Annotated in this window: 18 protein-coding genes, 6 tRNA genes and 1 riboswitch; of the genes, 17 read left to right on the forward strand and 7 right to left on the reverse strand. The window is 66.9% G+C overall.

Translation table 11 applies throughout. The annotated features are described in order from the left end of the window. Positions 1-28: 28 nt before the first annotated feature. The 6 genes from LDO14_RS08720 to LDO14_RS08745 form a co-directional block, all read right to left on the reverse strand. Complete coding sequence (locus LDO14_RS08720; RefSeq protein ID WP_026265999.1) at positions 29-292, reverse strand: antitoxin; 264 nt, start codon at positions 290-292, stop codon at positions 29-31. Between the two features lie 137 nt (positions 293-429). Then, positions 430-504: transfer RNA gene (locus LDO14_RS08725), tRNA-Val, on the reverse strand. A 32-nt stretch (positions 505-536) separates the two neighbouring features. After that, positions 537-609: transfer RNA gene (locus tag LDO14_RS08730), tRNA-Gly, on the reverse strand. A 54-nt stretch (positions 610-663) separates the two neighbouring features. Further along, positions 664-735, reverse strand: a tRNA-Val gene (locus tag LDO14_RS08735). 38 nt (positions 736-773) lie between these two features. After that, positions 774-844 (reverse strand) — tRNA-Cys (locus tag LDO14_RS08740). A gap of 47 nt (positions 845-891) precedes the next feature. Then, positions 892-964: transfer RNA gene (locus LDO14_RS08745), tRNA-Gly, on the reverse strand. A 328-nt stretch (positions 965-1,292) separates the two neighbouring features. Between LDO14_RS08745 and LDO14_RS08750 the strand changes: the two genes are divergently transcribed. From LDO14_RS08750 to hisF, 14 genes are all read left to right on the forward strand, one after another. Further along, positions 1,293-1,364: transfer RNA gene (locus LDO14_RS08750), tRNA-Val, on the forward strand. Between the two features lie 105 nt (positions 1,365-1,469). Continuing rightward, positions 1,470-2,330 carry a hypothetical protein gene (locus LDO14_RS08755; protein WP_018770767.1) on the forward strand — a complete coding sequence of 287 codons (861 nt, stop codon included), beginning with the start codon at positions 1,470-1,472 and terminating at the stop codon, positions 2,328-2,330. Between the two features lie 77 nt (positions 2,331-2,407). Beyond that, positions 2,408-3,010 (forward strand): peptide deformylase, encoded by a 603-nt coding sequence (def, locus tag LDO14_RS08760; protein WP_018770768.1) that lies wholly within the window; start codon positions 2,408-2,410, stop codon positions 3,008-3,010. Then, on the forward strand, positions 3,007-3,927 hold the full coding sequence (gene fmt, locus LDO14_RS08765) for a methionyl-tRNA formyltransferase (RefSeq protein WP_223994835.1): 921 nt from the start codon (positions 3,007-3,009) through the stop codon (positions 3,925-3,927). Before def ends, fmt begins: the two co-directional genes overlap by 4 nt. Then, entirely contained in the window at positions 3,924-5,504 is a 1,581-nt protein-coding gene (locus LDO14_RS08770; protein WP_056393659.1) for a transcription antitermination factor NusB, read from the forward strand. Before fmt ends, LDO14_RS08770 begins: the two co-directional genes overlap by 4 nt. A gap of 144 nt (positions 5,505-5,648) precedes the next feature. Further along, positions 5,649-6,326 (forward strand): ribulose-phosphate 3-epimerase, encoded by a 678-nt coding sequence (rpe, locus tag LDO14_RS08775; protein ID WP_018770771.1) that lies wholly within the window; start codon positions 5,649-5,651, stop codon positions 6,324-6,326. Positions 6,327-6,365: 39 nt separating this feature from the next. Next, a riboswitch (FMN riboswitch) is annotated at positions 6,366-6,514 on the forward strand. A gap of 168 nt (positions 6,515-6,682) precedes the next feature. Beyond that, positions 6,683-7,822, forward strand: coding sequence for a bifunctional diaminohydroxyphosphoribosylaminopyrimidine deaminase/5-amino-6-(5-phosphoribosylamino)uracil reductase RibD (ribD, locus tag LDO14_RS08780; protein ID WP_134164348.1), 1,140 nt, complete (start codon positions 6,683-6,685; stop codon positions 7,820-7,822). Continuing rightward, positions 7,822-8,484, forward strand: a complete 663-nt coding sequence (locus LDO14_RS08785; RefSeq protein ID WP_134164347.1) for a riboflavin synthase — start codon at positions 7,822-7,824, stop codon at positions 8,482-8,484. The genes ribD and LDO14_RS08785 overlap by 1 nt, the downstream gene beginning before the upstream one ends. Before the next feature lie 47 nt (positions 8,485-8,531). Next, the gene (gene ribB, locus LDO14_RS08790; RefSeq protein ID WP_166673073.1) at positions 8,532-9,230 is read left to right on the forward strand and encodes a 3,4-dihydroxy-2-butanone-4-phosphate synthase; all 699 of its coding nucleotides are present in this window, start codon (positions 8,532-8,534) and stop codon (positions 9,228-9,230) included. Continuing rightward, a complete protein-coding gene (gene ribA, locus LDO14_RS08795) occupies positions 9,227-9,961 on the forward strand; it encodes a GTP cyclohydrolase II (RefSeq protein ID WP_018770775.1) in 735 nt (244 codons plus the stop codon). The genes ribB and ribA overlap by 4 nt, the downstream gene beginning before the upstream one ends. Before the next feature lie 15 nt (positions 9,962-9,976). Then, positions 9,977-10,465 (forward strand): 6,7-dimethyl-8-ribityllumazine synthase, encoded by a 489-nt coding sequence (gene ribH, locus LDO14_RS08800; protein ID WP_018770776.1) that lies wholly within the window; start codon positions 9,977-9,979, stop codon positions 10,463-10,465. A 123-nt stretch (positions 10,466-10,588) separates the two neighbouring features. Continuing rightward, entirely contained in the window at positions 10,589-10,852 is a 264-nt protein-coding gene (locus LDO14_RS08805) for a phosphoribosyl-ATP diphosphatase (protein WP_009358176.1), read from the forward strand. An 85-nt stretch (positions 10,853-10,937) separates the two neighbouring features. Beyond that, complete coding sequence (hisG, locus tag LDO14_RS08810) at positions 10,938-11,798, forward strand: ATP phosphoribosyltransferase (RefSeq protein WP_018770777.1); 861 nt, start codon at positions 10,938-10,940, stop codon at positions 11,796-11,798. Between the two features lie 41 nt (positions 11,799-11,839). After that, positions 11,840-12,616: an imidazole glycerol phosphate synthase subunit HisF gene (hisF, locus tag LDO14_RS08815; protein ID WP_018770778.1), complete on the forward strand. Its 777-nt coding sequence runs from the start codon at positions 11,840-11,842 to the stop codon at positions 12,614-12,616. A gap of 66 nt (positions 12,617-12,682) precedes the next feature. Here hisF and LDO14_RS08820 read toward each other — a convergent pair whose 3' ends face one another. Then, positions 12,683-13,327, reverse strand: a complete 645-nt coding sequence (locus LDO14_RS08820) for a TIGR03085 family metal-binding protein (RefSeq protein ID WP_018770779.1) — start codon at positions 13,325-13,327, stop codon at positions 12,683-12,685. A gap of 112 nt (positions 13,328-13,439) precedes the next feature. On the opposite strand from LDO14_RS08820, the gene hisI reads away from it, so the two are divergent. The 3 genes from hisI (at position 13,440) to LDO14_RS08835 (ending at position 16,270) form a co-directional block, all read left to right on the forward strand. After that, positions 13,440-13,892, forward strand: coding sequence for a phosphoribosyl-AMP cyclohydrolase (gene hisI / locus LDO14_RS08825; protein WP_018770780.1), 453 nt, complete (start codon positions 13,440-13,442; stop codon positions 13,890-13,892). A 111-nt stretch (positions 13,893-14,003) separates the two neighbouring features. After that, a complete protein-coding gene (locus tag LDO14_RS08830; RefSeq protein ID WP_223994837.1) occupies positions 14,004-15,566 on the forward strand; it encodes an anthranilate synthase component I in 1,563 nt (520 codons plus the stop codon). Beyond that, positions 15,566-16,270 (forward strand): Trp biosynthesis-associated membrane protein, encoded by a 705-nt coding sequence (locus LDO14_RS08835; RefSeq protein ID WP_223994839.1) that lies wholly within the window; start codon positions 15,566-15,568, stop codon positions 16,268-16,270. Before LDO14_RS08830 ends, LDO14_RS08835 begins: the two co-directional genes overlap by 1 nt. Positions 16,271-16,337: the final 67 nt, after the last annotated feature.

Consider the following 16,337-nt stretch of genomic DNA (forward strand, 5'->3'; position numbering starts at 1 on the left):
TGCTGGGGCAAGGCCCCGGCCAAATCCTTTACGGAGCCCTGTCCACCGGCGGAACCGGATTTTCAGGAGCTGCCGGGGGAACCTGTCCGGGGGCAGGTGCCTGGCCCGGGGTTCCGTTCTTGTCAATGAGCTTGGAAGCGCCATCCTGGATCTTGTCGACGTGGCCTGCGTACTTGCCGCCGGTCTTCGTGTCGACGAAATCGCCGGCCTTGCTGATGCCGTCCTTGATGGCCTGCTCGTTGCCGCGGATGAGACCCTGAGCCTTGCCCTTTAGATCGTCAATCAAACCCACGAGCACCTCCCTTCTGTCGCGGAGCCAGGTCGCTCCTCGCGCCTTCGATCCTATCCGGGCGTGAAAGGTGTGCCAAGGGAATTCGCCTGCAGCGGATTGGGAATACGAAAAAAGCAGCTCCGCAGAGCTGCTTTACATGGTGGGCGATACTGGGATCGAACCAGTGACCTCTTCCGTGTCAGGGAAGCGCGCTACCGCTGCGCCAATCGCCCCGAACCGGAAGACCGGCTGTGGGATGTAAGAGAGCGGACGACGAGATTCGAACTCGCGACATCCACCTTGGCAAGGTGGTGCTCTACCAGCTGAGCTACGTCCGCGTGTGCAGGATGGACCGGTAAACCGGTGGTACTGCGGGCAAGTTGCCTTGCCAGTGGGCGATACTGGGATCGAACCAGTGACCTCTTCCGTGTCAGGGAAGCGCGCTACCGCTGCGCCAATCGCCCATTGCATCCGAAGGATCCGGAAACCATGGTTTTCACCGAGGTGGGTACGGGATTCGAACCCGTGTATACGGCTTTGCAGGCCGCTGCCTCGCCTCTCGGCCAACCCACCGTGTTAGCGTCAATTCCGAAGAACCTTTGCTGTGACAGTGTCCTGCGAGCGGACGACGAGATTCGAACTCGCGACATCCACCTTGGCAAGGTGGTGCTCTACCAGCTGAGCTACGTCCGCATTTTGGAGGGTTGATTCCCTGCCGTTTCCGGCAATTCCTCGCGTTCCAACGAGTAAAAACAATATAGGAGGTTCCGGGATTCTCCAAATCGCTCCGGCCCTGCGCCTGGCATGTGCCTCCAGATCGCTGCAACCACGCGGAGTTTGCGAGTTACAGGTGTGTAATTTCCGACGGCGGCAGGGGCGCCCGGGGGCGGCAGGCTGTGCTCCGCCGGGCTGCTTTCGAGGATTCCCGGCCAGGCAGAGGCTGCGGCGCGGTACCGGTCAGCGGGGTGTGTTGTTCGATTTTTGAAATAGGGCAGAGGTGGGCTAGCATTCAAATGCATCGGGGCGATTGGCGCAGTGGTAGCGCGCTTCGTTCACACCGAAGAGGTCACTGGTTCGAACCCAGTATCGCCCACCGCAGAGGCCCGTTTCCGCTCATCAGCAGCGGAGACGGGCCTTTTTCATGTGCAGCTCCTGCCTCCCGGAGCTTTTGTCGGCCCCCTGTGAAAGAGTCTTTTGTATGACTGATCCGCTTCTCGCCCACGCCACCGAATACGGCCGGATGTACGCACGGTCAACGTCTGAGCAGTTTTCCGTACCTTCCATCACCACGGTTATCAGCCAGCAGCCGCATGGCCTTGACGGCTGGTTCGGTTACATGGGTGCCAGCAGCCTGGCCAATGATCCGCTGCTGTCGGACTGCCTGGGCAGCCCGGCCAAAATCAAGCAGGCCATCAACCGTGCGGCCAAGGCTGCGGAAACCTATCGTGATGATGCCGCCCGGCGCGGGGACCGCGTCCACAATTACTGCGAGCAGGTGGCCTTGCGCGCGCTGGGACGTCCCCACGCCATGAAGGAGGCCCGTGAGGCGTTGGCCGCCAACGGGGAGGAAGCGTTCGCGGTCCGCTTCGACGAGTGGTGGGAGCTCTTCCAGGTGGAGCCCATCGCCCCCGAGATCACGGTCTGGAACAACACCGTGGGCTACGCCGGCACCCTTGACCTTGTGGCGCGCATCAACGGACGCATTTGCCTGATCGACTACAAGACCAAGGGCACAACGCGCGACGGCCTGGTCAAACCGCTGGACGACAAAGTAGTGATGCAGCTGGTGGCCGGCATGAAGGCGGAGGAAAGCCTGGTGGATGCGGAGGCGGGAACCTGGGAGCCCTGGAAGTACGGCGAAAACCCGGTCCTGCTGGCCGTCGCCATCGGGGAGACGGAGGTCCGGCCCGTCCGTGCCAACCCCGAAGTCCTCAAGCACCACTGGTGGAAATTCTGCGCCTTGCGCCGGGTCTGGGAACTGTCGGCGGACACCATCAGTGCAGGCACCGCGCTGCTGCCCATCGCACCCCCGCCGCTGGCACAGGCCCGTACCGCCTAAGCGCCGGATGGACCCGGAGAGACTGCACCTAAACTGGATAGGTTCCCTTTGCCGCCAACCGTGAGGACAAACAGCGCATGGCTATTCTGAATATCCGCATCATCGGTGATCCTGTGCTGCGCACAGTTGCCGATCCCGTGACGGAATTCGGACCCGAGCTTGCCAAACTGGTGGCCGATATGACCGAAACCATGGAGGACGTGGACGGTGCAGGGCTTGCCGCCCCGCAGGTCGGCGTCAGCAAGCGCGTCTTCACCTACCGCATCGACGGTGTGGAAGGGCACATCATCAATCCGGTCCTGGAGAACAGCGGGGACTACCAGCCGGACCAGGTGGAAGGCTGCCTGTCCATTCCGGGCCTCGGTTTCCCTGTCCGCCGCTTCCGCGCCACCCGGGTCACCGGTGTGGACATGCATGGACATCCGGTGTCCATCGACGGGGAGGGCATGCTGGCACGCTGCTTCCAGCACGAAAATGACCACCTGGACGGCATCCTCTACACCGACCGCCTCGAAGGCGAAGACCGGAAGGCTGCCTTGCGGTCCATCCGCAACGCCAATTACGACGCCGTCGCCGGTCGGACCACAGCCAAGCGCGCCAAGAACGTGGGATCGAGTTTCGGCGGTGCCGGCTTTGGCCAAACCAGCACCCCCGGCTCCAGCTTTGGCGGAGCAGGGTGAGGGTCCTCTTCGCGGGGACGCCCGCCGTCGCCGTGCCATCCCTGGACGCCCTCGTCAATGCCGGCTTCAACGTGGTCGCGGTCCTGACCCGTCCCGATGCCCCGGTAGGACGCAAACGCGTACTGACGCCGTCGCCGGTGGCACAACGGGCCGGGGAACTGGGCATTGATGTCATCCGTGCCGCCCGGGTCGACGCCGACGCCGTCGCCGCCATCGCCGCAGTGCAGCCGGACGTCGCGGCCATCGTTGCCTACGGCGGACTGGTTCCACCTGCGGCCCTGGGCATACCGGCGCACGGCTGGGTCAATCTGCATTTCTCCCTGCTGCCGGCCTGGAGAGGCGCGGCACCGGTCCAGCGGTCCGTCATTGCCGGAGACGATGTCACAGGTGCCGTGACCTTCCAGCTTGAAGAGGGACTCGACACCGGTCCTGTTTTTGGCACCCTCACCGAGGCGGTCAGGCCCCAGGACACGGCAGGAGACCTGCTTGAGCGGCTTTCCCGCAGCGGTGCCGTCCTGCTGGCGCAGACACTGTCCGCCATCGAGGCCGGAAAAGCGTCGCCGCAGCCGCAGGCCGGAGAGGTCTCCCTGGCACCCAAGCTGACCCTGGAGGACGGACACCTTAACTGGTCCCACCCGGCCCTTGCCATCAACAGGCAGGCACGCGGAGTCACCCCTGAGCCCGGCGCCTGGACCCTGCTGGACGGGCAGCGGGTCAAGCTCGAACCTGTCCGGCTCCGGCCGGATATTTCAGGACTTGCCCCTGGCTCAGTGGCATTGCAGGGGAAAGCCGTGTTGGTGGGAACAGGTTCACACGCCGTGGAACTCACCCGGGTCCAGCCCGCTGGGAAAAAGATGATGGCTGCAGCCGACTGGGCACGCGGCATGGCTTCACTGGAGGGTGTGGTGTTCGAATGAGCGTGTCCGGCGGTAATACAGGTGGACGGAACACGGGCGGACCAAACACCGGCGGAGGGGGAAGCGCCGGAGGAGGCGGCCGCGGCAAGGGCGGACCCCGGGATGCCAGCAGAAGGGATGCCAAAGGGCGGGAACGCAACCGCGGGCCGCAGCGGAACTTCACCGGGCAGGCGCCGTCGCAGCGGACCAGGCGCGCCGATCCAGCCCGCCTGGTGGCCTTCGAAGTGCTGCGTGCCGTGGCTGAGGAGGACGCCTACGCCAACCTCGTGCTGCCCGCGCGGATCCGGCACCACCGGCTGGACAAACGCGACGCCGGATTCGCCACGGAACTAAGCTACGGAGCCCTGCGCGGCCAAGGCACCTACGACGCCATCCTGGCGCGGTGCGTGGACCGGCCCCTGGCCCAGCTTGACCCCGCCGTCCTCGACGCCCTCCGTATCGGCGCCCACCAGCTGCTGGCCATGCGGGTCCCCGCGCACGCCGCACTGGACCAGACGGTTGGACTTGCCCGTGCCGTCATCGGGGCGGGACCCTCCGCGCTGATCAATGCCGTCCTCCGCAAGGTCACTGCCCACCCCCTTGAGGAATGGCTGGACCTGCTGGTGGAGGGCGAAACCGACGAGACGAAGATTGCCTCGCTCAGGTACGCCCACCCCGAATGGATTGTCCGGGCAATGCGCCAGTCGCTCGTGGCCCATGGCCGGCCCGCAGCCGAGATCAACGACCTGCTCGAAGCGGACAACGCCGCCCCTGTGGTCAACCTTGTGGCCCTGCCGGGGCTGGGCAGCCTCGACGAAGCGCTGGAAAACGGTGCCACCCCCGGGGAACTGGTGGAAGGCTCCGCGCTCTCCAGCGGCGGTGACCTGGGGCGGCTGGCATCCGTACGCGCCGGTACCCTCCGGGTGCAGGATGTCGGTTCCCAGCTGGTGGCCAGGGCCCTGGCCGCGGTGAACCTCGGCCAGGCGGCCGATGGTGCCGGTGAAGCGTGGCTCGACCTCTGCGCAGGCCCGGGTGGAAAGGCGGCACTCCTTGGTGCCCTTGCGCACCAGCGGGGGGCCACGCTTCTTGCGAACGAGCCCGCCCCGCACCGCGCAAAGCTTGTCAGCCAGGCACTGTCCGCCGTACCGCAGGACAGCTGGCAGGTCCGGACCGGCGACGGCCGGGATGTAGGCGCCGAACAGCCGGGGCAATACTCCCGTGTCCTGGTGGACGTTCCCTGCACCGGCCTGGGGGCACTTCGGCGCAGGCCCGAGTCCCGGTGGCGTCGCTCGCCCAAGGACATTGCAGACCTGGGCCCACTGCAGCGCGAGCTGCTGAACTCTGCCCTGGCCGCGGTTCGGCCCGGGGGAGTGGTGGCCTACGTGACGTGTTCACCGCACCCGGCAGAGACCACAGCTGTTGTGGCCGACGTGCTCCGGAAGCGCGGCGACCTGGAACTCCTCGATGCCGGCGCCGCACTTGACGCAGTCAGCCTCACTGGAAGCCTTGGCGCGGGCCATGAACTGACCGCGCAGCTCTGGCCCCACATCCACCACACCGATGCCATGTTCCTGGCCCTGATACAGAAAAAATCCTGACAGGAGAAGAAACCCTGACAGGCAAAGAAACCTGATCAGGAAGAATTCCCGGCTTCCCGACCTGCGGCTACCAGCCCCGCCCGCTCCCTGCAGCGGGCTGGAACTTCCCTGCGACCAACGCACGTTCATCCGAAAGGCAACCCTGTGACGCAATGCTGCATCAACCCGAGCATCCTCTCCGCCGACTTCGTCAACCTTGAGGCCGAACTGCGGCGGATCAGCAACGCCGACGCCGTGCACGTGGACGTCATGGACAACCACTTCGTCCCCAACCTGACCATCGGGCTGCCGGTGGTGCAGCGGATCCAGGCCGTCAGCCCGGTTCCACTCGACGCCCACCTGATGATTGCCGACGCGGACCGCTGGGCGCCCGGGTTCGCCGACGCAGGCTTGGCATCGGTCACGTTCCACGCCGAGGCATCCATTGCGCCCATCAAGCTGGCGCGGGAACTGCGCAGCAGGGGGGCCAAAGCGGGCATGGCGCTTCGCCCGGCCACCCCCGTGGAGCCGTACCTCGACATGCTGCCGGAACTGGACATGCTGCTCATCATGACAGTGGAACCGGGCTTTGGCGGCCAGGCTTTCCTGGACGTCACGCTCCCCAAAATCCGCCGGGCCCGCGAAGCCGTGGAAGGCTCCGGGCTGGGAGTAGCCATCCAGGTGGACGGCGGGATCACCGAGGAAACCATCACCCGCGCCGCCGAGGCCGGCGCCAACGTCTTTGTGGCGGGCTCTGCCGTCTACGGCGCCGATGACCCCGCCGCAGCCATCGACCTGCTGCGCCACAAGGGCAGCCGGACATTACGCGGGGCGACGGAATAACCGGGTGCCCCTGCCGGTTGTGGCACAATAACAACACACATACGTGCTCCGGGGTCGGTGTAAGTCCGAACCGGCGGTGACAGTCCGCGACCCGCGAGCCGGCTTCCTCCCAGGAGGATTCCGGCGGACGGTTGAACCGGTGGAATTCCGGTACCGACAGTTAAAGTCTGGATGAGAGAAGCACGTACAGCTGTATCAGTGGGCCCGTTGGGTCCGCAACGTTCTGCTGTCGTATCCCCGGAGCCATCGCGGTTCGACAGGGAAGGAACGACACGCATGAACCCCCAGCGATGGCTCTTAACCGCCGAAAATACTGCCGCCTCCAAGGCAGGCACCCCATCCGTCCCGGCCGCCGCATGACGGGCCCGGTGGAACTGAAGCCCGCGGCCGGGGTGGTCACCGCCTTCAGCGCCGACGAAACCCGCGCCATGGAGCACGCCCTGCAGGCAGCCCTGCAGGGTCCGCGCGGAGCGAATCCCCTGGTGGGCGCCGTCGTCGTCGGTCCTGACGGGCGCCAACTTGTCACCGGCTACCACCGCGGCGCCGGCACCGCGCATGCCGAAGCGGACGCAATCGCCCAGGCCGCCGCCGTCGGCCTTGATCTATCCGGCTGCACCATGGTGGTCACGCTGGAGCCCTGCGACCACGTGGGCCGCACCGGGCCGTGCACGCAGGCGATCATCGACGCCGGCATCACGGACGTGGTGTACGCCGTCGACGACCCCCATGACCCGGCGGCCGGTGGCGCAGCAACACTGCGGGCGGCCGGCGTCCGGGTCCGCAGTGGCCTCGGCGCCGACGAATCCCTGGACCTGAACCGCCAGTGGTTTGAGGCAGTCGCCGCCAAGCGCCCGTTCGTCACCCTCCACATCGCCCAGACCCTGGACGCCCGGATAGCAGCCGAAGACGGCACCAGCCAATGGATCTCCAGCCCTGAGTCGCTGGCAGACAACCACGGAATCCGCGGCCGCATCGACGCCATCCTGGTGGGCACCCAGACCGTGCTGGTGGACAACCCCCGCCTGACCGCCCGGGAACCCTCCGGAGACCCCGCACCCAAACAGCCGGTACGGGCTGTCATGGGACTGCGCGGAATTCCGGACGACGCCGCGATCCACGGCGATGACGGCCTGGCTGTCCACCTCCCCACCCGGAACCCCCGCGAAGCGTTGACCCTGCTGTACAAAGCCGGGATCCGGCATGTGATGGTGGAAGGCGGCTCACGGATCCTCAGCTCCTTCCTCTCTGCCGGTCTGGTAGACGAACTCATCGTCTACCTTGCCCCCACCCTGCTGGGATCCGGCACCCCCGCCCTGAACGGGCTGGGCATCACCAGCCTCCCGGACGCCCAGCAATGGGAATGGGACGAGGCCGACGGCGGCGCCGTCCGGACGCTCGGCCGGGACCTCAGGCTTCACCTCAGACCGCAACGGAAAGTTGCACTCGACCACCCACCAACCCGCGGCAGCGCGGAAGAAGCCCAGGGAGGCTACTGATGTTCACCGGAATTATTGCCGAGCAGGGGCAGGTGCTGTCCGTCGAGCGTGACGGTAACACCAGCGCCACCGTGCGGCTGCACGCCCCCGGCTCCACCGAAGGCCTGGCACTTGGCGGCTCCATCGCCGTGAACGGGGTCTGCCTCACGGCAACCGCCATCGACGGCAAGGAGTTCAGCGTGGACGTCATGGGGGAGACCCTGGTCCGGAGCACCATCGGCGAACTCGCAGCCGGCGATTCGGTCAACCTGGAGCGCTGTGTTCCCGCGGGCGGCCGGCTGGACGGACACGTGGTCCAGGGCCACGTGGACGGCGTGGGGGTCCTGCTGGAACGCGAACCCCAGGGCAACTGGGAGCGGCTGCGTTTTGGCGTCCCCGCCAACCTGGCCCGCTACATTGCCGAGAAAGGCTCCATCGCCATCGACGGCGTCTCCCTCACCGTGACGGCCGTCAGCCCGGCTTCGGAGCAGGAACCCTGGTTCGAGGTAGGCCTGATCCCCACCACGCTGGCAGAAACGGGCCTGGGGACCAAAACCACCGGCAGCCGGGTGAACCTGGAGGTCGACGTGCTGGCAAAGTACACCGAGCGGCTGCTGGCCTTCCGCGACGCGGATGCAGCAACCGGTACCGGTGGCGCCGCGGTTGCAGGAGGTGCACGGTGAACGCCGCCGTACGCCTGGAACCCGCCGCATCCGCGGAGGCTGTCACTGTGACCGACGGACGGACGTCCGCGCCTGCCGTGGGACTGGACTCCATTGAGGACGCAGTCCGGGCCATGGCCGCCGGCCGGCCCGTGCTCGTCGTCGACAACGAGGACCGCGAAAACGAAGGCGACATCATCTTCGCCGCCCAGCACGCCACGCCCGCCCTGATGGGCTGGACCATCCGGTACAGCTCCGGCGTCATTTGCGTGCCGCTGACCGGAGACCGCGCGGATGCGCTGGCACTGCCTCCCATGACGGTGATCAACGAGGACGCCAAAGGCACGGCCTACACGGTGTCCTGCGACGCCGCCACCGGCGTCAGCACCGGAATCTCCGCCACGGACCGGGCCCTGACCGCCCGGATTCTGGCCGACCCGCACGCCGGTCCTGCATCCGTGACCCGCCCGGGGCATATTTTCCCGCTCCGCGCGGTTGACGGTGGAGTGCGGGAACGCCAGGGCCACACCGAGGCCGCGGTGGATCTGTGCCGCCTTGCAGGCCTGGAGCCTGTCGGGGTGATCGCGGAAGTGGTGTATGACGACGGTGAAATGATGCGCCTGGACGGGCTCCGTTCGTTCGCAGCTGAACATGGATGCCCCCTGATCTCCATCGAGGACCTGGTGGCGTATCTTGAAGCCGGGGCCGGGGGAACCCAGCGTGAGGATGTCCGGGTAACGCCGGGCGAAGAGAAGGAGAAGCGATGACGGCAGCGGCAGCCAGCGACGACAGCCACCAGAACGGCCACCGGAAACACCACACGGTGTCCGGCGCAGCGCCCCATCCCGTCAGCGGAGGGCCGGTTGTACAGTTGCCCACGGCCTTCGGCGAGTTCGTGGCACAGGCATGGACGGACCTGGTGACGGGTGTGGAACACCTCGCCGTCAGTTCCCCCAACGCTCCCACTGACGGTAAAGCACCACTGGTGCGGCTGCACTCCGAGTGCCTCACCGGCGACGTCTTCGGTTCCTACCGCTGCGACTGCGGCGAACAACTTGCCTTCGCGCTGGAACTGATCCGGGACAACGGCGGCACGCTGCTCTACCTGCGCGGCCAGGAAGGCCGCGGCATTGGCCTGGCCAACAAGATCAAGGCCTACGCCCTGCAGGAGGCCGGCTTCGACACCGTTGAGGCGAACGAGCAGCTGGGCCTCCCCGTTGACGCCCGGTGCTACAAGGCCGCAGCCCAGATCCTGGCCGAAATGGGCCTGCATGAGGTGCGGCTGCTGAGCAACAACCCGGACAAGCAGAACAGGCTGGCCAAGGCGGGCGTAAAGGTCGTGGAAATGGTGCCTACGGAGGTGCCGTCCCGCGAACAGAACATCCGCTACCTGCGCACCAAGAAGGACCGCATGGAACACCGGCTGCTGCTGGACACCGGGGTGGCTCCCGTGCCCGTGCCCGCCCCTGAAACCCCTTTCGACCACGAACAAGACTGAACGGAACAAGAACCCATGAGTGGACACGGCGCCCCCGACATCGACCTCAGCACCCTCAACCCGGCCGAGACGTCGCAGCTGAAACTGGCCATCATCGCAGCAAGCTGGCACACACAGATCATGGACGGGCTCCTGGACGGCGCACTCCGGGCCGCCAAGGACGCCGGCATCGCGGAGCCCACGGTGCTGCGGGTTCCCGGCAGCTTCGAGCTCCCGGTTGCCGCAGCGCGGCTGGCACCGCACTTTGACGCCGTTGTTGCCCTCGGCGTCGTAATCCGCGGCGGAACCCCGCACTTTGACTACGTCTGCCAGGCCGCGACGTCGGGCCTCACCGACGTCAGCGTGTCCACGGGCGTGCCGGTGGGTTTCGGCGTGCTCACCTGCGACAACGAACAGCAGGGGCTGGATCGGGCAGGCCTGCCCGGCTCCAAGGAAGACAAGGGCCATGAGGCCGTGACAGCTGCGCTGGCTACCGCCGTCGTCCTCAAGCAGTACCGGAGCTAGGCGCAGCACCGGACCCGGCGTCAGGTTGTTGCACGGGCGCGGTGTGTGTATTCGCTCACATCGCGCCCGTCATGCAACGGCCCGGGAAGCGCCGCTGCGGCTGCACCAAGTAGGCTGGAGGGCGTGAAGAATTTCGAGACGCTGTTCGCTGAGCTCAGCGAGAAGGCAGCCACCCGCCCGGAAGGCTCCCGCACCGTCGCTGAATTGGAGTCCGGTGTTCACGGCATCGGCAAAAAAGTCGTTGAGGAAGCAGCCGAAGTGTGGATGGCTGCCGAATATGAATCCGATGAAGCCGCGGCCGAGGAAATCTCCCAGCTGCTGTACCACCTGCAGGTTCTGATGCTCGCCAAAGGCCTGACCCTGGAAGACGTCTACAAGCATCTGTAGCCACCGGTCCGGCGCACTGCCGCCGGGCCCGCCGTGGCCTGCACTGCCTGAAAACCCAGACCTTCCACCCCAGAAAGAATTTCCCATGCTGCGAGTAGCCGTCCCCAACAAGGGCTCCCTGTCCGAAGCCGCCTCCGCCATGCTCTCCGAAGCCGGCTACCGCCAGCGCCGCGACACACGCGAACTGGTCATGGTGGACCCTGACAACGAAATCGAGTTCTTCTTCCTCCGCCCCCGCGATATTGCGGTCTATGTCGGCCAGGGAACGCTCGACGTCGGCATCACCGGACGCGACCTGCTCCTGGACGCCGGCGTGGAAGCCGAAGAGCTGCTGCCGCTGGGTTTCGCCGGCTCCACCTTCCGTTTTGCCGGACCCGTCGGCGACTTCAGCAAGGTGGAGGAACTCGAAGGCAAGCGCCTGGCTACCAGCTACGATGGCCTGCTGCGCAACTACCTGGCCGAACGCGGCATCAACGCCAAGGTGGTCCGGCTGGATGGCGCGGTTGAATCCTCGGTCCGCCTGGGCGTTGCCGACGCCATCGCCGACGTCGTGGAAACCGGCAACACCCTCAAGGCCGCCGGCATGGAAATTTTCGGCGACCCCATCCTTAAATCCGAGGCCGTCCTGATCCGCCGCACCGGCAACGGGGGCGCCGCCAACGGCACCGCCAAGGAAATCGACGTCCTCATCCGCCGGCTCCAGGGCGTCCTGGTGGCACGCCAGTACGTGCTGATGGACTACGACATCCGCAAGGAACTCGTGGAGAAGGCGGCCGGCCTGACGCCTGGCCTCGAATCGCCCACGGTCTCGCCGCTGCGCGACTCCGACTGGGTGGCCGTCCGGTCCATGGTTCCCAAGAAGGAAACCAACCGCATCATGGATGAACTGTACGACCTCGGCGCCCGCGCCATCCTGGTCAGCAGCATCCACGCCTGCCGCATCTGAGCCGGCACCGCAGCAACCAACACAGACTCCAGGAGTACCCCATGGCAGTAGCAGTACGCGTCATTCCCTGCCTCGACGTCGACGCCGGACGCGTCGTCAAGGGCGTCAACTTCGAGGGCCTGCGCGATGCCGGCGACCCCGTGGAACTCGCCCACCGCTACGACAACGCCGGCGCCGACGAACTGACCTTCCTTGACGTCACAGCTTCCTCGGGCAACCGCGAGACCACGTTCGACGTTGTCCGCCGCACGGCCGAAGAAGTATTCATCCCGCTGACGGTGGGCGGCGGCGTCCGCGGCGTGGCGGAAGTGGACAAGCTCCTGCGCTACGGCGCCGACAAGGCCTCCATCAACACCGCGGCCGTGGCCCGGCCCGACGTCATCGACGAAATCACCCGGCACTTCGGTTCCCAGGTGCTCGTCCTGTCCGTTGACGCCCGCCGCACCCGCCCGGGGTCCCAGCCCACGCCGTCGGGATTCGAAGTGACCACCCACGGCGGCCGCACCGGCACCGGCATCGACGCCATCGAGTGGGCCAGGGAAGCGGCCGACCGCGGGGTGGGTGAGATCCTGCTGAACTCCATCGACGCCGACGGCACCAAGGACGGGTTCGACCTCGAACTCATCAAGCTGGTCCGGGCTGCCGTCAGGGTCCCGATCATCGCGTCCGGCGGTGCCGGAGAGCCCGCACACTTCCCGCCGGCCGTCGCAGCCGGCGCGGACGCCGTCCTGGCGGCTTCGATTTTCCACTGGGGACCGGACAACATGATGTCCCAGGTCAAGGAAGCGATCCGGGAAGCCGGCTTCGAAGTCCGCTAACCCGACTGACTCGCAGTTGTTGTCGTTATGAACGCTCATAACGACAACAATTGCGACCCAGTTGGGTCAGAGGCCTACTTCGGCTGACTGGAGGAGGGCGACGGCGTCGGGCTGGCCTTCGAAGGTGACCAGCGCGTGGCGTGTCCGGCCGTGGGCGTGCATCAGCAGTTCGCCCGGCTCGCCGACGATCGCCACCGAGACGGGGGCGCGCTTGGCAACATGCCGCGGACCGGACGGACGGACCAGGACAATGCCCAGGTCCACGCCGCGGTAGAGGATGGCGGCACGCTTGACCAGTTCGTCCCACAGTGCGTCAGAGTACGCTTCATCAAGTGCCCTGGGCGCCCACCGGTCCACGGCCCGCCGGACATCCTCGGTGTGCACGAAGTATTCGATCAGGTTGGAACTTTCGTCCAGTGCCTTGATCTTCATCGGCGACAGCGCCGGCGGACCGGCGCGGAAGGTGTTGACCAGCCGGGCGTAGTCCTCGTTGGTGGTCAGCTTGGCTGCCAGCTTGGCGGTTGCCTGGTCCGAGGCCTTGGCCAGGCGCTTGATGATCAAACCGAGCCCGACGGCGGCCTTCCGCTCGCGCAGGTAAAGGTGCGCGGCAAGGTCCCTGGTACGCCAGCCCTTGCACAGTGTGGGCGCATCAGGGCCGGCCGCAAGCAGGGTTTCGGCCAGGACTTCTCGGGACGGTTCGACGAAATGCATCACTTGGAAAACTAGCACGACAGGCGCGGAGTTGGGCAGCAGCGCCGGGGCAGGTGGCGTGCCGTTGTTCACAACAGGAGGACGGGCACGTGAAGGCACTAGACTTGACCCGATGTCTGAGCAGCCAACCCCCGTCCCCACCGCAGGATCCGCCGTGTCCCAGCCTGTGGCATCCGTGCCGCCGTCGTCCGGGGAATCCGTCCCGGCCAGCCCGCTGCCCATGGAGGTAGCCGCGGCACTCAAGCGCGACGCCGCCGGCCTGGTGGCCGCGGTGGTGCAGCAGTACGACACCAACGAAGTCCTCATGCTTGGCTGGATGGACGACGAGGCGCTGCACCGCACCATGACCACCGGCCGGGTGACCTTCTACTCCCGCTCACGGCAGGAGTACTGGCGCAAGGGTGATACCTCTGGGCATGTGCAATGGGTCAAATCCGTGGCCATGGACTGCGACGGCGACGCACTGCTGGTGCGCGTGGACCAGGTGGGCGCGGCCTGCCACACGGGCACCCGCACCTGCTTCGACGGCAGGGACCTCGACGTGGTGGCAGGCCACGCAGGCTAGGCGGACACGCTGCCCGGCCGGGCTTCCTCCACAGCCCCGGCCACTCCAGCAAGCACACCAAGGCGCCCGGCAATGCCGGCCCTTTCGAAGAACAGGCGGACAAGCATAACCATGCAGGACCTTGGAACCATCAGCCCGAGCCTCGAGGAATTCCGGGAACTTGCCGGCCACAGCCGCGTCATTCCCGTCCGGCTCAAGGTCCTTGCCGACGCCGAAACCCCCATCGGGCTGTACCGGAAGCTGGCGCAGGGTCAGCCCGGCACCTTCCTGATGGAATCGGCAGCGGTGGGCGGAGCCTGGTCCCGGTACTCCTTCATCGGCGCCAAGTCCCGTGCCACCCTGACCACCAAGGACGGCCAGGCGCACTGGCTGGGCCAGCCGCCCGCGGGCGTGCCGGTCAGCGGCAGTCCGGTGGACGCCATCCGAGACACCGTGGAGGCGCTGCGCACCGACCGTTTCGAAGGGCTGCCGCCCTTTACCTCCGGGCTGGTGGGCTTCCTCGGCTGGGAAACCGTCCGGCACTGGGAACGGCTGGTCAGCCCGCCCGAGGATGACCTGCAGCTGCCGGAAATGGCCCTGAATCTGGTCACCGCCATGGCCGTGCATGACAACGTGGACGGTACGGTCCTGCTCATCGCCAACGCCATCAACTTCGACAACAGTTCCGAACGCGTTGACGAGGCCTGGCACGACGCCGTGCGCCGGGTCAAGGAACTCCTGGCCAAAATCAGCACCCCGGTGTTGCAGCCGGTCTCCGTCCTGACGCCGGCGGCCCTGGACTTTGCCTCCAGCGTCCAGGAACGCTGGGACGAGGCTGAATACCTTGCGGCGCTGGACCGCGGCAAGGAAGCGATCGTGGACGGCGAGGTCTTCCAGGTGGTGATTTCGCGCCGGTTCGAGATGGAGTGCAAGGCGTCCGCGCTGGACGTCTACAGGGTCCTGCGCAACACCAACCCCAGCCCGTACATGTACATCTTCAGCCTGGCCGACGCCGAGGGCCGCGAGTACTCGATCGTCGGCTCCTCGCCCGAAGCCTTGGTCACGGTCACCGGCGAGGAAGTCATCACCCACCCCATCGCCGGCTCGCGTCCGCGCGGCAAGACGGTCGAGGCGGACAAGGCCCTGGCCGAGGAACTGCTCGCCGACCAAAAGGAACGTGCCGAACACCTGATGCTGGTGGACCTCTCCCGCAACGACCTCTCCAAGGTCTGCGTGGCCGGCACCGTGGACGTCACCCAGTTCATGGAGGTGGAGCGCTTCAGCCACATCATGCACCTGGTGTCCACCGTGGTGGGCCGCTTGGCTCCGCAGGCCAAAGCCTATGACGTGCTGAAGGCCACCTTCCCGGCCGGCACCCTCTCCGGCGCACCCAAGCCCCGTGCCCTGCGGCTGCTGGACGAGCTGGAACCGCACCGCCGCGGCATCTATGGCGGCGTGGTGGGCTACCTCGACTTCGCCGGCGACATGGACATGGCCATCGCCATCAGGTCCGCCCTGATCCGCGAAGGACGCGCCTACGTCCAGGCAGGGGGTGGCATCGTGGCAGACTCCGTGAACCCCACCGAGGCCCTGGAAACGGTCAACAAGGCCGCCGCGCCGTTGCGCGCCGTGCACACGGCCGGATCGCTGCACAACATTTCCGCGGAATCCCTTCCCGACGGGTCGGCTTCCTGATGCCGGACTCCGGCATGGCGGCAGGCCGCCCCGAAGAGGCGGCCAAGGCAGGACAGGCGGATACGGCGGCCAGGGCCGGCAAAGCCGGCAAGGCCCGGGCCGTGCCGGTCTGGGCGCGCAAGTCCACCCTGGTCATGCTGATTACCCTCCTGGCGCTGGCCGCCTTCGGCACCACCACCCAGACCTGGATGACCGCCACCTTGGACCCCAACCAGGTGGGACAGGCCGGAGCCGCCCAAAGCACCATCCAGGTGCAGGGCAGCAAGGCCGCCACCACGGTGACGGCCCTGGCCCTGGTGGCCCTGGCAGGCGGGCTCGCAGCGGCCATCGCCGGCAGGATCGCCCGGTGGGTGATCACGGCCATCATCGTCCTTGCCTCCGCAGGCGTGGTGACGGCAGCGGCCACCGTCCTGGCCGATCCGCTCGCCGCGGCGCAAGGGTCCATCGCGGCAGCCACCGGCGTCTCCGGCAGCCAGGCGCACGTGGACGTTACCCCGTTCCCGCTGCTCGCCGTCGTCGCGGGGTGCCTTCTCGCCCTGTCAGCCCTGCTGATCCTGCCCGCCTCCCGTTACTGGAAGACGCGCACCAAATATGACGCGGCCGGAGCGGCAGCACCCACGGCCGCCGGCGCCACGGCGGTGGCCGGCCCCGTGGACGAGATCGACAGCTGGGACCGGCTTTCCCGGGGCGAGGACCCCACCTAAGACCGGCGGACGGCGGCGCCGGCAGGGGCGGCAGGCTCTGCGGTACGCGGGCGGCAGCCAAAAAATG

Origin of the sequence: Arthrobacter sp. NicSoilB11 (genome assembly GCF_019977375.1) — a bacterium.
In the GTDB taxonomy this organism is placed as follows: domain Bacteria; phylum Actinomycetota; class Actinomycetes; order Actinomycetales; family Micrococcaceae; genus Arthrobacter.

What these genes read in the sequence shown, in the direction of transcription:
- hisG (WP_018770777.1), top strand. Translation starts at nt 10,938, where the DNA reads ATGCTGCGAGTAGCCGTCCCCAACAAGGGCTCCCTGTCCGAAGCCGCC.
- LDO14_RS08820 (WP_018770779.1), bottom strand. Translation starts at nt 13,327, where the DNA reads ATGCATTTCGTCGAACCGTCCCGAGAAGTCCTGGCCGAAACCCTGCTT.
- ribD (WP_134164348.1), top strand. Translation starts at nt 6,683, where the DNA reads ATGACGGGCCCGGTGGAACTGAAGCCCGCGGCCGGGGTGGTCACCGCC.
- LDO14_RS08755 (WP_018770767.1), top strand. Translation starts at nt 1,470, where the DNA reads ATGACTGATCCGCTTCTCGCCCACGCCACCGAATACGGCCGGATGTAC.
- ribA (WP_018770775.1), top strand. Translation starts at nt 9,227, where the DNA reads ATGACGGCAGCGGCAGCCAGCGACGACAGCCACCAGAACGGCCACCGG.
- hisF (WP_018770778.1), top strand. Translation starts at nt 11,840, where the DNA reads ATGGCAGTAGCAGTACGCGTCATTCCCTGCCTCGACGTCGACGCCGGA.
- LDO14_RS08835 (WP_223994839.1), top strand. Translation starts at nt 15,566, where the DNA reads ATGCCGGACTCCGGCATGGCGGCAGGCCGCCCCGAAGAGGCGGCCAAG.
- ribH (WP_018770776.1), top strand. Translation starts at nt 9,977, where the DNA reads ATGAGTGGACACGGCGCCCCCGACATCGACCTCAGCACCCTCAACCCG.
- def (WP_018770768.1), top strand. Translation starts at nt 2,408, where the DNA reads ATGGCTATTCTGAATATCCGCATCATCGGTGATCCTGTGCTGCGCACA.
- hisI (WP_018770780.1), top strand. Translation starts at nt 13,440, where the DNA reads ATGTCTGAGCAGCCAACCCCCGTCCCCACCGCAGGATCCGCCGTGTCC.
- LDO14_RS08770 (WP_056393659.1), top strand. Translation starts at nt 3,924, where the DNA reads ATGAGCGTGTCCGGCGGTAATACAGGTGGACGGAACACGGGCGGACCA.
- LDO14_RS08785 (WP_134164347.1), top strand. Translation starts at nt 7,822, where the DNA reads ATGTTCACCGGAATTATTGCCGAGCAGGGGCAGGTGCTGTCCGTCGAG.
- LDO14_RS08830 (WP_223994837.1), top strand. Translation starts at nt 14,004, where the DNA reads ATGCAGGACCTTGGAACCATCAGCCCGAGCCTCGAGGAATTCCGGGAA.